Origin of the sequence: Planosporangium spinosum, from assembly GCF_049999945.1 — a bacterium.
GTDB lineage: Bacteria > Actinomycetota > Actinomycetes > Mycobacteriales > Micromonosporaceae > Planosporangium > Planosporangium spinosum.
Genome location: NZ_JBLYUB010000005.1, coordinates 1 through 13,759, shown reverse-complemented (window position 1 = coordinate 13,759; position 13,759 = coordinate 1). Strand labels below are relative to the sequence as shown.

The following is a 13,759-nucleotide window of genomic DNA, read 5'->3' as shown; positions in this document are numbered from 1 at the left end:
GCGTCAGGCGGTCCCGGTGAGGATGTCCTCCACCCGCAGCGCCGCGCGCGCGTCGGCCCGGCTGAGCGCGCCGCGCGGCCAACCGGCGACCGCGGCGCTGGCCGCGACCGCGACCGCGCACACCAGGAACGCCCACGGCACGCCGCCCGGCCGGTCGACGATCACGCCGGTGAGTGAGCTACCCAGCGAACTCCCGGCCACCGAGACGGTCACCACCCAGGTGTACGCCTCGTTCATCATGCCGCCGGGGACGATCCGGCCGACCAGGGAGTTCTCGATGGTGAGGGCGGGTGCGACGGTCGAACCGCCCACGACGAGCGCCGCTCCGAGCACCACCGGGTTGGGCATGAGCGGCAGGATGGCGAGGCTCCCGGCCACGGCGGCGAGCAGCCAGGCGAACTGGCGGCTGAGCGCCGCGGGCACCCGGCGGGTACCGAACCAGATTCCGCCGAGGGCGCTGCCGACACCCCAGACGGCGAGCAGGACGCCGCCGAGGCTGTCCGCGTTCGACGCCCCCGACGCGGTGGCGTAGGCGGGAATCACGACGCCGGCGCCGCCGAACGCCACCCCGAGGCCGAGGACGCAGGCCAGCAGCGGCAGAAAGCCCGGTACCCGCAGGGGTCCGAGCCCGGTCGTCCGCTCGTGGCCCGCCTCGCGCCGCCAGCCGCGGATGGCCTGGCCGCGGGCGACGACGAAGGTACCGACGAAGGTGACGGCGGCCGCGGCGATGATCGCGGCGGCCGGGGTGGACAGCGCCACGAAGCCGGCGACCAGCAGCGGCCCCAGTACGAACACGATCTCGAACAGCGAGGTCTCGGCGGCCAGCGCGGCGTTGCGGACGTGGAAGCGGCCGCTCGCGGGGCTGGTGAGCGTGTTCCACGCGCCCCGCACGGCGGCCGTCATCGGCGGGTACGTGGCACCGGCCAGGGCGGCGGCGGCCACGATCCAGACCAGGGACGCCCGGTCGGCGGCAACGAGCAGGGCGAGCAGCGCGAACGGGTGGGCGATCGAGGTGGCGATCAGGACCGGCGCCGGACCCACCCGGTCGGCGAGCCGCCCGGCGACCGGGCTCAACGTGGCGCCCGCCAGCGCGTACGCGCTACCGGCGATCGCCGCCGCGGTGTAGCGGCCGGTCGTGGCATGCACCAGCAGCAGCAGCGCGAGCGGGGTCATGCCGATCCCGAGGCGGGAGATCACGCCGCCGATCAGCAGCAGCGGAGCCCCGGGGAGCCGCCACACCGCCAGGTACTGGCGAAACGCAGCCACACGAACCTCCGGACAGTGAGCGGGTACCGGCAAGACGGTAACGAGCGGATGCCGCTGAATGTAATGAGCGGATGCCGGCAGCGACCCTAACGGCACGGGGGTTCGCCGCCAAAGCGTTTTTGAGCGACGTCACCACCCGGGAGCGACGTCACCGCCCGGGATGCCCACGGGGTTGGTACAGCGGGGCGCCCCGTCACGTGTACGGACACGCAGCGGGGCGCCCTTCTGGGACGAGCACGTGGTCAGCGCAGGTACTGGATCGGGCCGGTCGCCCCGGCCATCGCCTCCAGTCGGGCCACCCGCTCCTCCATCGGCGGGTGGGTGGAGAACAGCTTCGCCAGCCCCTGCGCCCGGAACGGGTTGTCGATCATCAGGTGCGCGGTGCTGGTGAGCTGGCCCTCGGGCGGGAGCGGCAGCGCCTGGGTACCCCGGTGGATCTTGCGGAGCGCGCTCGCCAGGGCCAGCGGGTCGCTGGTGAGCCGGGCGCCGGACTCGTCTGCCTGGAACTCCCGGCTGCGGCTGATCGCGAGCTGGATGATCGAGGCGGCGAGCGGACCGAGGAACAGCATGAGCAGGTACCCGAGGATGCCCGGCCCCTCGTCGTCGTTGGATCGACCGAGCGGGATGAACCAGGCGAGGTTCGCGAGCATCGTGATGATGCCGGCGAGCGCCCCCGCGACGCTGGCGATCAGGATGTCCCGGTTGTAGACGTGGGACAGCTCGTGCCCGATGACGCCGCGCAGCTCACGGGGGGTGAGCATGCCGAGGATGCCCTCGGTCACGGCGACGGCGGCGTGCTGCGGGTTACGACCCGTCGCGAACGCGTTGGGCTGGGCGGTCGGGCTGACGTACAACCGGGGCATCGGCTGGCCCGCGCTGCTGGACAGGTCACGGACCATGGCGTACAGCTCGGGCGCCTCCCGCTCGGTGACCGGGCGGGCGCGCATGGCCCGCAGGGCCAACTTGTCCGAGAAGAAGTACGACACCGCGTTCATGGCCAGTGACAGGACGAGGGCGATCAGCAGACCGCCGCTGCCACCGAACCAGTACCCGACGAGAAGGATCAACGAGGTGAGCAGCCCCAGCAGGGCCGCTGTCTTGAGGCCGTTGTAGTGCCGGTGCACGGTGACTCCTTAGGTAAGGAACGCAACCGATTCAACGCCCGGTTTCGATGACGTCTTCCCCGGCGCCGCTGTGAATCACCTGTGAGCACCGATCGAGATCGTCACAACGTCCGGCTGCTTGTGGTTTCCGGGTGTCCGTGAGACCACCACTTCCCGGACGTTGCGTTGATCATTGCGGGTGCGTCAGCGACCGGCGGCGAGCCCGGCGGCATCGAGTACCAGCTGCGGCGCGAACCCGACGACGAGGCCCGCGATCGTGACGGCGGCGAGTCCGACCGCGACCGGCCACGGCAACCGGGGAGCCGGCACGGTCCGGCCGGCCACATCGGCCCGGACCTCGGCCGGCGCGGCGCCGAACAGGACGGCGGCCACCCGTACGTAGTACGCCAGGCCGACGACGGCGTTGAGGGCGACGACCACGGCGAGCCAGGCGGCGCCGCCGACGAGCAGTGCACGGACGATGGTGACCTTCGCGAACAGGCCGGCGAGCCCGGGCGGCAGGCCGGCGAGCCCGGCCAGGGCGAGGACGAACGCCCCGGCGAGCCAGGGTGCGCGGCGGCCGACCCCGCGGTAGTCCGCGATCTCGCCGCCGTCGCGGTCACCGCGCAGCGCGATCACCGCGCCGAACGCGGCCAGTTCCAGGACCACGAAGAAGATCGCGTACCCGACGGTCGCCGCGATCAGGACCCGCAGGGCGGCCTCGGAGCGCCCGGAGCCGACCGCGAACGCGCCGAGCGGCGCGAGGATGTAGCCCGCCTGCGCGATCGACGACCAGGCCAGCAGCCGTACCATCCGGCGCTGGCGCAGCGCGACGAGGTTGCCGACGGTCATCGTCGCCACCGCGAGGGCGGCCAGGACCGGGCCGGCCACGTCCAGCCACGGCCCCAGCGCCCGCACGCTGACCAGCAGGATCGCCACCACCCCGCCCAGCTTGGAGACGGTCGACAGGTAGGCGGTGACCGGCAGCGGCGCACCGTCGTAGGTGGCCGGCGCCCAGGCGTGCAGCGGCACGGCGGCGACCTTGAAGCCGAGGCCGACGAGGACGAGTACCACGCCGACGGTCACCAGCGGCACCGAGACCAGGCGGTCGCGCTGGGCCAGGGCGGAGGCGAGGGCGTCGAAGTGGACCGCTCCGGTCGACGCGAACAGCAGCGCCGCGCCGAGCAGGGTGACGGTGGTGGACACGACGCTCACCACGAAGAAGGTGACCGCTGCCTCCGCCGAGGCGACTACCCGACGGCGCAGCGCGACCAGGGCGTACAGCGGCAGCGTCAGCGTCTCGACGGCGATCACCAGCGTGATCAGGTCACGGGCGGCGCCCACGACGACGCCGCCGGTGAGCGAGCAGGCGAGCAGGAAGCAGTACTCCCCCGGCGGGGTCTCGCCGCGCAGGGCGGCCGCCGAGAACGCCAGTACCCCGAGAGTGATCAGGGCGAACACCACGGCAACGACGGCCGCCGTGTGGTCGAAGACGTACGAGCAGCCGACCGGCGAGCAGAAGGTCCGCCGGGCCGGGCCGGCGGCGCCGACCACCCAGGCGGTGACCGCGATGACGGCGGCGCCGAGCGCGGTGACGGCGAGGACCGGCCCGCGCCGGCCCGGTACGAGCAGGTCGGTCACCAGCGCCGCGACGGCGGTCAACGCCGCGGCGTACGCGGGCAGCAGCGCGACCTGGTCGATCGTCGTCACCGGACCACCTCCGCCAGCGCCCGGGCCGCGCCGGCCGACAGGTCCAGGACGGCCGCCGGTACCAGCCCGAGCCCGAGGGCGAGCACGACGAGCGGCCCCCACGACAGCAGTTCCGCGCCGGCGAGCCGGGGCTGGGTGAGCTGACGCGCGGCGGCCGGACCGTGCGTGACCCGGCGCAGCAGGCGCAGGAAGTACGCCGCGGCCAGCGCCGCCCCGGCCGCGGCCAGCACCGCGAGCGTCGTCCAGCCCCGTTCCAGCGCGGCCACCACCGCGAACGCCTCGCCCCAGAACCCGGCGAGTCCGGGCAGCCCGAGCGAGGCTACGCAGGCGTATCCGAGCAGGCCGGCGAGGGCCGGCGAGGTCTCCCGCAGGCCGCCCAGCTCGGCGAGCTGGCCGGTGTGCGCCCGGTCCTTGATCGCTCCGGCGAGGAAGAACAGCAGGCCGGTGATGATGCCGTGGGCGACGTTGCCGATCAGCGCGGCCTGCGTGCCGGTCGCCGTCAGTGTCGCGACGCCCAGCAGCACGAAGCCCATGTGCCCCACCGAAGAGTACGCGATGAGCCGCTTCAGCTCGGTCTGCGCCAGGCAGACCAGGCCCCCGATGACGATGGCGGCGACGGCCAGCGCGGCGAGCACCGGCGCGGCCCAGCGGGCCCCCTCGGGTGCCACGCCGACGCCGACCCGCAGCAGCCCGTACGTGCCCATCTTCAGCAGCACCCCGGCCAGGATCACCGAGCCGACGGTCGGCGCCTCGGTGTGCGCGTCGGGCAGCCAGGTGTGCAGCGGCCACAGCGGGCTCTTCACCGCGAACGCGAGGGCCAGCAGCGTGAACGCCAGCAGCTGGGTGCCGCGTGGCAGGCCGGCGCCGCCGGTCAGTCGGATCAGGTCGGCGGTGCCCGCCCGCGACACCACCACGAACACGCCGACCAGCAGCAGGACCGAGCCGAACAGCGTGTACAGCACGAACTTGCGGGCCGCGGCCCGGCGCCGCTCGCCGCCCCAGACCGCGATCACCGCGTACATCGGCAGCAGCACGACCTCGAAGAAGACGAAGAAGAGCACCAGGTCGAGGGCCTCGAACACGCCGAGGATGCCCACCTCGATCACCAGGAGCAGCGCCACCAGCAGCCGGCCGCGCCCCGGCTCGGGCACCTTCCACACCGTGTACCCGCAGCACAGCAGCGTGAGCAGCGCGGTCAGCACGACCAGCGGGTACGACACGCCGTCGACGCCGAGGTGCAGGCGCAGGTCGAGCGCGGGTACCCAGGGCAGGTCGAGTGACTGCCAGGGCCGGATCGGAGCGCGCTGCGGCGCCGGTTCCCGCCACGCCAGCAGGAACAGGCTCGCCACGAACGTAGCGGCGGCCGCGACGGTGCCGGCGAGCCGGCCGAGCCGGTCGTACCGGGTGGGGACGCCCGCGGCGGCGACCGCCCCGGCGGCGGGGAGCACGAGCGTCGCCGCCAGCAACGCCGGACCGGGACTCATCGGGTACCTCCGAAGACGACCACGGCGACCAGACCGAACAGGACCGCGGCCACGAGCACGGCGGTGGCCGCGCGGGGCAGCGCGGCGCGGTGCGCCCGGCCGAGCAGCGCACCGAGGTCGTCCGCGCCCCGGCCGGTCGCCTCGACCACGCCGTCCACGACGGACTCGTCGGTGCGGCGGACCGCCCGCGCGAGCGCGACGGCCGGGCGGACGACCAGCGCCTCCTGCACAGCGTCGACGCCGAACGCCGCGGCCAGCACCGGCCGGGCCGGGCCGAGCACACCGGCCGGATCGGCGGCCGGATCCCGTCGCCACAGCAGCCAGGCGCCCGCGACGCCGGCCACGGCGAACAGCAGCGGGACGAACAGCGCGGCGGTCAGGTGTACCGGCCCGTCGAACCCGAGCCGGTGCATGAAACCCGGCGCCAGGCCGGCGAGGCCGAGCAGCGCGCTGGGCACCGCCAACGCCAGGACGGGTACGGACATCGCCGCGGGCGGTTCGTGCGGGTGCTCCGCCGCCGGCCCGCGCGGCGCGCCGAAGAAGGTACGCAGCCACAGGCGGGTGGCGTACCAGCCGGTGACCGCGACCGTGAGCACGCCCGACAGCCAGACCAGCCAGGCGGCCCAGGCCGGGGCCGGGCCGCCCGCGTGCCCCGCCCAGGTGACCGCGATGATCTCGTCCTTGCTCCAGAAGCCGGCCAGCGGCGGCAGCCCGACCAGCGCGGCCAGGCCGATCGTCATGCCTGCGAACGTGACCGGCATGCGGCGGCGCAGCCCGCCCATCGCCGCCATCACGTTGGTGCCGACCGCGTGGATGACCGCGCCGGCGGCGAGGAACAGCAGCGCCTTGAACGCGGCGTGGGTGAGCAGGTGGAACAGGGCCGCCGGCGGGGAGCCGACGGCCAGCGCCGCGGTCATGTACCCGATCTGGCTGACCGTCGACCAGGCCAGTACCCGCTTGATGTCGTCGGAGGCGCAGGCGGCCAGGGCGCCGAGCAGCATCGTGATCGCCGCGATCACGGCGAGCGTCGCGAGGGTGGCCGGCGCGGCGCGGAACAGCCCGAACAGCCGGGCCACCACGTAAACCCCGGCGGCGACCATGGTGGCCGCGTGGATCAGCGCCGAGATCGGGGTCGGGCCTGCCATCGCGTCGGGCAGCCAGGTGTGCAACGGGAACTGTGCGCTCTTGCCCGCGACGCCGGCGAGCAGCAGCAGCGTGATCGCGGTCAGCTCGGCCGTGGACAGCCGCTGCGCTCCGGCCAGCACCTCCGTGATCCGGAAGGTGCCGAGCTTCACCCCGAGCAGGGCGATGCCAAGCAGGAAGCCGATGTCGCCGACCCGGGTGACCAGGAACGCCTTCACCGCCGCCCGCGGGGCCTCCGGCAGCCGCCGGTCGTGGCCGATCAGCAGGTACGAGCAGATGCCCATGACCTCCCAGCCGACCAGCAGCTCGACCAGGTCACCGGCGACCACGACCAGCAGCATGGCCGCGGTGAACAGGCTGACCTGGGCCGCGTAGGGGGCGTACCGGTCGTCGTCGGCCAGGTAGGCGGTCGAGTACACCTGCACGGCCAGCGCCACGGCCGTGACGGCCACCGCGACGAGCGCGGCCGCGGGATCGAGCCGGACGCCGAACGTCACCTGGAGGTCGCCGAAGTCGGCCCAGTGGCGGAACGCCTCGACCGGCCGGTCCACGGTGGCCGCCAGCACGACCGCGACGGCGAACGCGACGGCCGCCCCGGCGACGCCGGCTGCCGCCGCCACCGCCCGCGGCGGGCGCGGCACAACCAGGCCGACGAGCGCGGCCAGGAACGGTACGGCCGGCAACGCGAGCCCCGCGGCGGTCTGGGCGCCCGCGCTCATCGGGCGGCTCCGGCCGGCCCGGGCGCGGCGGGCCGCGCGTCGACGTCGGAGCCGGTGTCCTTCGGCCCGCCGCCGGTGTCGTCCGGCCCGCCGCCGGTGTCGTCCATTCCGGCGCCGTCCGGCCCGCCGTCGAGCCGGACGGCGTCGACGAGGACGTGGTGGCGCAGCCGGTAGAGCTGGAGTACGACGGCGAGCCCGACGCCGATCTCGGCGGCGGCCAGCACGATGACGAACAGCGCGAAGACCTGCCCGCTGTGCGGCAGCACCGCGCGGACGGTCGTATCAGCGGTGACGAAGATCAGGTTGACGGCGTTGAGCATCAGCTCGACGGCCATCAGTAGCAGGACGGCGTTGCGTCGCACGAGCACGCCGTAGCAGCCCAGGCCGAACATTCCGGCGGCGACGACGTACGGGATGACCGGGTGCATTCAGTCCTCCCGCCGGCCGGGGCCGGCTCCGGGTGCGGGCCGGGCGCCGATGTCCGGCCGGGAGACCACGATCGCGCCGATCAGCGCCGCGAGCAGCAGCACGGAGAGCACCTCGAACGGCAGTACCCAGGTCCGGAACACCTCGGCACCGATCCGCTCGGCGCCCGTACCCGCCGCGGGCAGCTCCACCCGGGTCCACCGGTACGCGTGGACGAGCAGCGCCGCCAGGCCGACGCCCGCGCCACCACCGACCAGCAGACCGGCCCAGCGGGGCCGGTCCAGGTCGGCGCTGGCACCGATCGGGGCGCGGGTCAGCATCACGGCGAACAGCAGCAGTACCACGACCGCGCCGACGTAGAGCAGCACCTGTACCCAGGCGACCAGTTCGGCGGTCAGGACGAGGTAGAGCCCGGCCGTGGCGCCGAGCGTCACGACCAGCCAGAGGCCGGCCCGGACGATGTGTCGGGTCGAGACGACGAGGGCACCGGCGCCGAGCGCGATCGCGCCCAGCCCGGCCAGCAGTACGTCCACGGGCTCGATACCCATGGCGACATCCTGCCATCAACCACGGTCGGCCCGTGGACTCGAGATCGCCGGATGACGCTCCGGAGTGACCGTGATCATCGAAGTCCGGGTGGCGGCGGCCCGACGTCCCCGCGGGCTACGGGTTCCCGGCGGCGGGCGACGACCCACCGCCGGCCGGCTGAGCGGGCCCGGCGGCCGGCTGAGCGGGCCCGGCGGCACGAGCGGCCTTCTTCGCGGCGGAGGCCTCCTCCTTGGCCGGCTCGCCGTTCGGGTCGTGCGCGGGCGGCGCCGGCACCGTGGGCATCCACTCGCCCAGCCGGTCCTTCTCGTGCAGCAGGTCACGGATGTCGTACTCGGAGTACTCGAACTCCGGCGACCAGTACAGCGCGTCGAACGGGCAGGCCTCGATGCAGATGCCGCAGTACATGCAGAGCGAGAAGTCGATCGCGAACCGGTCGAGCACGTTGCGCTGGCGCGGCCGGGCCGCGCCCGGTACGACGACCTCCTCCTTGTGCGAGTCGATGTAGATGCACCAGTCCGGGCATTCCCGCGCGCAGAGCATGCAGACCGTGCAGTTCTCCTCGAGCAGCGCGATCACCCCGCGCGACCGGGGGGGCAGATCAGGCTCCACATCCGGATACTGGTGGGTATGCGCCCGCCGGGTCATCGTCTTGAACGTGACCGCGAGCCCCTTGGCCAGCCCACCTCCAGGGATGCTGGTCATGTCGCCGCCTCGTCACACGTCCTCATGTTTCCCATACTGCCCGGTGCGCGGCACCGGATGCGAGCCGCCCGGCACCGGTCGGCGGCGGAGTAGCGCCACCGGCCGATGATCCCGCCGCCCGACCGGTACGATCCGCCGCCCGGCGGCTGGACCACCGCGGACCTGGACCGGCTGTCGGCGGGCGGGCGCCACCCGGAGCTGATCGACGGTGTGCTCCTGGTCGGGCCGCCGCCCGGGCCGCGGCACCGGTCCGTCGTCGCCCTGCTGGACGCGAGGCTCACGGCGCGGTGCCCGCGCGGGCACCGGGTGAACCGGGAGGTCGAGATCCGGTTCAACGAGCGGCGCTGCTTCATCCCGGACCTGACGGTCGTCATCGGCGACCCCGGCCCCGACCGGCCGCCGTGGCTGGTTCCCCGCGAGGCCCTGATCGCGATCGAGGTCGTCGCTCCGACGTCGCTGCTGATGGACCGGATCGCCAAGCCGGCGCTGTACGCGGCCGGCGGCATCCCCTACTACTGGCGGGTCGAGATCGACGGCGACATCGAGGTCTCCACCTACCGGCTCGACGTGGTGGAGGAGGTCTACCGGCAGACCGGAGAGTTCCGCGACACCGTCGACGTGGCCGTACCGTGGCCGATCCGGATCCCGGTCTCGGAGATCACGCCGTGATCACAGGGCCAGCTTGACCCCCGCCGTCAGCAGCAACTGGACCAGGGCCACCGGCACGAGGACCAGCCAGCACAGCCGCTGCAACTGGTCCTCGCGCAGGCGCGGGTACGACACCCGCAGCCAGATGATCACGAACGAGACGGCGAACACCTTCAGCAGCGTCCACAGCCAGCCCAGCTCGGCGTCGGCGAACGGACCCCGCCACCCGCCGAGGAACAGCACGGTGGTCAACGCGGCGATGACCACGATCCCCACGTACTCGGCGAGCAGGAAGAACGCGAAGCGCAACCCGGTGTACTCGGTCAGGTAGCCGAAGACCAGCTCCGAGTCGGCGATCGGCATGTCGAACGGCGGCCGGCGGATCTCCGCCAGCCCGGCGGTGAAGAACACCAGCAACGCCGGGAGCTGCCATAACAGCCACCACGGATGCCACGCTCGGACGATGTCGGACAGATTCAGACTGCCCGCCGCCATCGCGACCGACGCCGCGGCGAGGACGAACGGCAACTCGTACCCGAGTAGCTGCGCCGCCGCCCGCAGGCCGCCGAGCAGCGCGTACTTGTTCGCCGACGACCAGGCCGCCATGAGCACCGCGACGACGCCGATGCCCACGACCGCCAGGACGAAGAACAGGCCGATGTCCAGCGGCTGGGCCACCAGGCCGTGCGGCCCGAGCGGGATGACCAGCAGGACCAGCAGGTACGGCAGCAGCGACACGATCGGGGCGAGCCGGAACACCGCCCGGTCGGCCGCGCCCGGTGTGACGTCCTCCTTCTGCACGAACTTGATCCCGTCGGCGACGAGCTGCGCCCATCCGTGGAAGGCGCCGGCGTACATCGGACCCAGCCGACCCTGCATGTGCGCCATCACCTTGTGCTCGGTCTGGCCGACGATCAGCGGCAGCGTGAGGAACGCGACCACCACCCCGAGTACCCGCAGCAGCAGCTCCACCCAGACCGGCACCTCAGGACTCCCCGTCCCGGCCGGCCCGCGGCCCCCACTCACCCGGATCGGGCACACCCATCGGCCGCATCGGCTGGCGCTTGGCGGCCGTGCTGTCGTGGCTCTCACCCGGCTCCTTCGCGCCCGGCCACGGCTTCGCGACCCGGGAGGCGAGGACGAACTCCTTGCGCAGCGGGTGCCCCTCGAACTCCGGCGGCAGCAACAGCGGCGCGAGGTCCGGGTGGCCCGGGAAGTCGATGCCGAACATCTCGTGGGTCTCCCGCTCGTGCCAGGACGCCCCCGGGTAGAGGTCGACGACCGAGGCGACGGCCGGCGCGTCCGGGCCGACCAGCGTCCGCACCAGTACGCCGTGCCGCCGGGTCGTCGACCACAGGTGCGCCACGACCCGGAAGCCGGCGTCCACCTCGTCGACGGCCGACAGCCAGTCGAAGAAGTCGCAGCCCAGCTCCGCGTCGTCGCGGGCGGCACGCAGGGCGTCCCGCCACCGCTCGGCGGGTACGTCGACCGTGCCACGGGCCCACCCGTTGCCACCCGAGACGGAGACGGTAGCGGCGAGATCGTCCGCTCCGCCCAGCAGCCGCGCCAGCCGGGCGCCCACTTCTTCCGGCGTCATGTATCGATCCTATGGTCCGCCGCCGCCCGGTCGCCGGTGAGCGCCTGGGCCGTCACCCTCGGGACGTATCGTGCGGCTACGGCTACGGCTACGGCTGCGGCGGGCGTACCGGCGGGGCGGACAGCGCGGCGACGTCGCGCTGGGCGCGGCGCTCGGCGGCGACCCCCAGATCGGGGCGGGCGACCCCGCCGACGCCGGCCTGCTCGCCGGCGATCTTCTCCTGCAGGCGCAGGATGCCGTGCAGCAGCGCCTCCGGGCGCGGCGGGCAGCCGGGCACGTACACGTCCACCGGGATGATCTGGTCGACGCCCTTGGTGACCGAGTACGAGTCCCAGTACGGACCGCCGCAGTTGCTGCATGAACCGAAGCTGATCACGTACTTGGGTTCGGGCATCTGGTCGTACAACCGCTTGATCGCGGGCGCCATCTTGTCGGTGACCGTGCCGGAGACGACCATCAGGTCGGCCTGGCGCGGGCCGTGCGCGAACGGGATGACCCCGAGCCGCATGAAGTCGTGGCGCGCCATCGAGGTGGCGATGAACTCGATCGCGCAGCAGGCCAGCCCGAAGTTGAACACCCACAGCGAGTACCGGCGGCCCCAGTTCAGCACGAACCGGATCGGCTCACCGAGGACGCCAGGCAATGCGGTCACAACGCCCAGTTAACCACGGGCGGCATTGGCCGAACGGGCACCTCGGTGCCACCTCACATCCCGCATTGTCGCCCGACCCCTCCCCGATGTCCGCCGGATGGTTTTACGCTGCCCGCCGTGAGCACTAGTGCACTGGCTGCCCGCTTCGCCGGTACGGCGTCGCCGGGAGGCCCCGCGGTGGCCACCCCGGACCTGCGCCGCTGCCGGTCGCGAAAGGAGACGAGGCCCGTGCCCGCCGGTGTCGCGGCCGGTCACCCGGCAACCGCCGAGGTGGGCCTGCGCGTGCTCCACGCCGGAGGTTCGGCCGCCGACGCCGCGGTCGCGGCCGTCCTGGCCGGCTGCGTGGCCGAGAGCGTGCTCACCGGTATCGGCGGCGGTGGCTTCGCGACCTACTACGACGCGGCCTCGGGCGAGGTCACCTGCCTGGACTTCTTCTGTGCGGTACCGGGCCTCGACGCCGACGCCGAGCCCGGCCCGATGGTGCCGATCGAGGTGGTGTTCGGCGGGGTCCCGATGAGCTACTCCATCGGCGAGGCGAGCATCGGGGTACCCGGCGTGCCGGCCGGCATCGGCGAGGTGCACCGGCGCTGGGGCAGGCTGCCCTGGCACCGGGTGGTCACCCCGGCGGTCACCCTCGCGCGCAGCGGGGTCGTCCTGCCCGCCGCGCAGGCCCGTACGTTGGTGTCGATCGCGCCCGCGATGGTCCCCGGCGTCGGAGCCGGCATCTACTCCCCCGGCGGCAAGCTGCTGGAAGGCGGCGACCTGCTGTTCCACCCCGGCCTGGACGTGGCGCTGCAGGCGCTGGCCGCCGACGGGCCGGAGGTGTTCTACACCGGCTGGATCGGCGAGCAGCTGGTCAAGACGGTCCGCGCCGGGGGCGGTGCGATGGGGCCGCACGACCTGGCCACGTACCGGGTGCGCGAGCTTCCCGTGGAGCACGCCCCGCTGGCCGGCGCGCGGGTGTTCGCGCGCCGCGACCTCAACAACACCATTCCGACGATCGCCGCGCTGCCGCCGGATCTGGCCGATCTCCCGGCCGGTGACCGGGCCGTCGCGCTGGCCGGTGCGCTGTACAACCACGGCCGGCAGCGGTTGGGCGACACCACGAACATCTCGGTCGTCGACTTCGCCGGCAACGCCTGCGTGATCACGACGACGCTCGGGCTCGGCTCCGGTGTGTGGCTGCCCGGCCTGGGCGTACACCTGAACTCGATGCTGGGTGAGGGGGAACTGATCACCGCCGACCTGCGGCCCGGAGGGCGGATGTCGTCGATGATGTGCCCGCTGGTCGTCATCGACGACGACGGTGACCTGCTGATCGCCGCCGGTTCGGCCGGGGCGTCGCGGATCCGTACCGCCCTGGTGCACACGCTCGTCAACGTCCTGGTCCGCAACGCCGACATGACCGCCGCGATCAACCATCCCCGGTTCCACGTGGTCGCCGATCCGGACGGCGGCCCGCCGGTGGCCCACCTCGAACCGGGTTACCCGGCCGACGAGGTCGAGGCGCTCGCCACCGCCGGGTACCGACTGCACTGGTGGGACCGCGCCGACCACTACTTCGGCGGGGCCAGCGCGGTCGGGCACGCCGGCGCGGCCGGCGACCCACGCCGGGGCGGCGTCGGCCGCCTCGCCTAGGCCGTGTTTCATAGGCCGGGCCGGAGCCACTCGTTGATGGCGACGACGTGGAGTGTGGCCAGGTAGCGCACGGCGAGTTTGTCGTAGCGGGTGGCCACACCACGATGACGTTTGAGCCGGTT

The 13,759-nt window shown here is 73.4% G+C and carries 13 protein-coding genes and 1 pseudogene; 2 read left to right on the top strand and 12 right to left on the bottom strand.

What is annotated here, in order from left to right; translation table 11 throughout:
* Positions 1 to 3: 3 nt before the first annotated feature.
* The 8 genes from ACNTMW_RS08465 to ACNTMW_RS08430 all read right to left on the bottom strand — a co-directional run bounded on the left by ACNTMW_RS08465 (position 4) and on the right by ACNTMW_RS08430 (position 9,102).
* Entirely contained in the window at positions 4 to 1,266 is a 1,263-nt protein-coding gene (locus ACNTMW_RS08465) for an MFS transporter (RefSeq protein WP_426632877.1), read from the bottom strand.
* A gap of 242 nt (positions 1,267 to 1,508) precedes the next feature.
* Positions 1,509 to 2,390 (bottom strand): zinc metalloprotease HtpX, encoded by an 882-nt coding sequence (gene htpX, locus ACNTMW_RS08460; RefSeq protein WP_426632876.1) that lies wholly within the window; start codon positions 2,388 to 2,390, stop codon positions 1,509 to 1,511.
* A gap of 183 nt (positions 2,391 to 2,573) precedes the next feature.
* Positions 2,574 to 4,079, bottom strand: a complete 1,506-nt coding sequence (locus tag ACNTMW_RS08455) for an NADH-quinone oxidoreductase subunit N (RefSeq protein WP_426632875.1) — start codon at positions 4,077 to 4,079, stop codon at positions 2,574 to 2,576.
* Entirely contained in the window at positions 4,076 to 5,563 is a 1,488-nt protein-coding gene (locus ACNTMW_RS08450) for a complex I subunit 4 family protein (RefSeq protein WP_426632874.1), read from the bottom strand. The genes ACNTMW_RS08455 and ACNTMW_RS08450 overlap by 4 nt, the downstream gene beginning before the upstream one ends.
* Positions 5,560 to 7,425 (bottom strand): NADH-quinone oxidoreductase subunit 5 family protein, encoded by a 1,866-nt coding sequence (locus ACNTMW_RS08445; protein ID WP_426632873.1) that lies wholly within the window; start codon positions 7,423 to 7,425, stop codon positions 5,560 to 5,562. Before ACNTMW_RS08445 ends, ACNTMW_RS08450 begins: the two co-directional genes overlap by 4 nt.
* Positions 7,422 to 7,853 carry an NADH-quinone oxidoreductase subunit NuoK gene (gene nuoK, locus ACNTMW_RS08440; protein ID WP_426632872.1) on the bottom strand — a complete coding sequence of 144 codons (432 nt, stop codon included), beginning with the start codon at positions 7,851 to 7,853 and terminating at the stop codon, positions 7,422 to 7,424. Before nuoK ends, ACNTMW_RS08445 begins: the two co-directional genes overlap by 4 nt.
* Positions 7,854 to 8,393 (bottom strand): NADH-quinone oxidoreductase subunit J family protein, encoded by a 540-nt coding sequence (locus tag ACNTMW_RS08435; RefSeq protein ID WP_426633151.1) that lies wholly within the window; start codon positions 8,391 to 8,393, stop codon positions 7,854 to 7,856.
* A 121-nt stretch (positions 8,394 to 8,514) separates the two neighbouring features.
* On the bottom strand, positions 8,515 to 9,102 hold the full coding sequence (locus ACNTMW_RS08430) for a NuoI/complex I 23 kDa subunit family protein (protein ID WP_426632871.1): 588 nt from the start codon (positions 9,100 to 9,102) through the stop codon (positions 8,515 to 8,517).
* A gap of 105 nt (positions 9,103 to 9,207) precedes the next feature.
* Here ACNTMW_RS08430 and ACNTMW_RS08425 point away from each other — a divergent pair, with 105 nt between their 5' ends.
* A complete protein-coding gene (locus ACNTMW_RS08425) occupies positions 9,208 to 9,771 on the top strand; it encodes a Uma2 family endonuclease (protein WP_426632870.1) in 564 nt (187 codons plus the stop codon).
* Here the strand turns inward: ACNTMW_RS08425 and ACNTMW_RS08420 are convergent, their stop codons facing one another.
* The 3 genes from ACNTMW_RS08420 to ACNTMW_RS08410 all read right to left on the bottom strand — a co-directional run bounded on the left by ACNTMW_RS08420 (position 9,772) and on the right by ACNTMW_RS08410 (position 11,999).
* Positions 9,772 to 10,734 carry a complex I subunit 1/NuoH family protein gene (locus tag ACNTMW_RS08420; RefSeq protein WP_426632869.1) on the bottom strand — a complete coding sequence of 321 codons (963 nt, stop codon included), beginning with the start codon at positions 10,732 to 10,734 and terminating at the stop codon, positions 9,772 to 9,774.
* Between the two features lies 1 nt (position 10,735).
* Complete coding sequence (locus ACNTMW_RS08415) at positions 10,736 to 11,347, bottom strand: NADH-quinone oxidoreductase subunit C (RefSeq protein ID WP_426632868.1); 612 nt, start codon at positions 11,345 to 11,347, stop codon at positions 10,736 to 10,738.
* An 88-nt stretch (positions 11,348 to 11,435) separates the two neighbouring features.
* Positions 11,436 to 11,999, bottom strand: a complete 564-nt coding sequence (locus ACNTMW_RS08410) for an NADH-quinone oxidoreductase subunit B (RefSeq protein WP_426632867.1) — start codon at positions 11,997 to 11,999, stop codon at positions 11,436 to 11,438.
* A 117-nt stretch (positions 12,000 to 12,116) separates the two neighbouring features.
* Between ACNTMW_RS08410 and ACNTMW_RS08405 the strand changes: the two genes are divergently transcribed.
* Complete coding sequence (locus tag ACNTMW_RS08405) at positions 12,117 to 13,637, top strand: gamma-glutamyltransferase (protein WP_426632866.1); 1,521 nt, start codon at positions 12,117 to 12,119, stop codon at positions 13,635 to 13,637.
* Between the two features lie 8 nt (positions 13,638 to 13,645).
* Here the strand turns inward: ACNTMW_RS08405 and ACNTMW_RS08400 are convergent.
* Positions 13,646 to 13,759: pseudogene (locus ACNTMW_RS08400) on the bottom strand (IS5 family transposase); the annotation flags it as partial.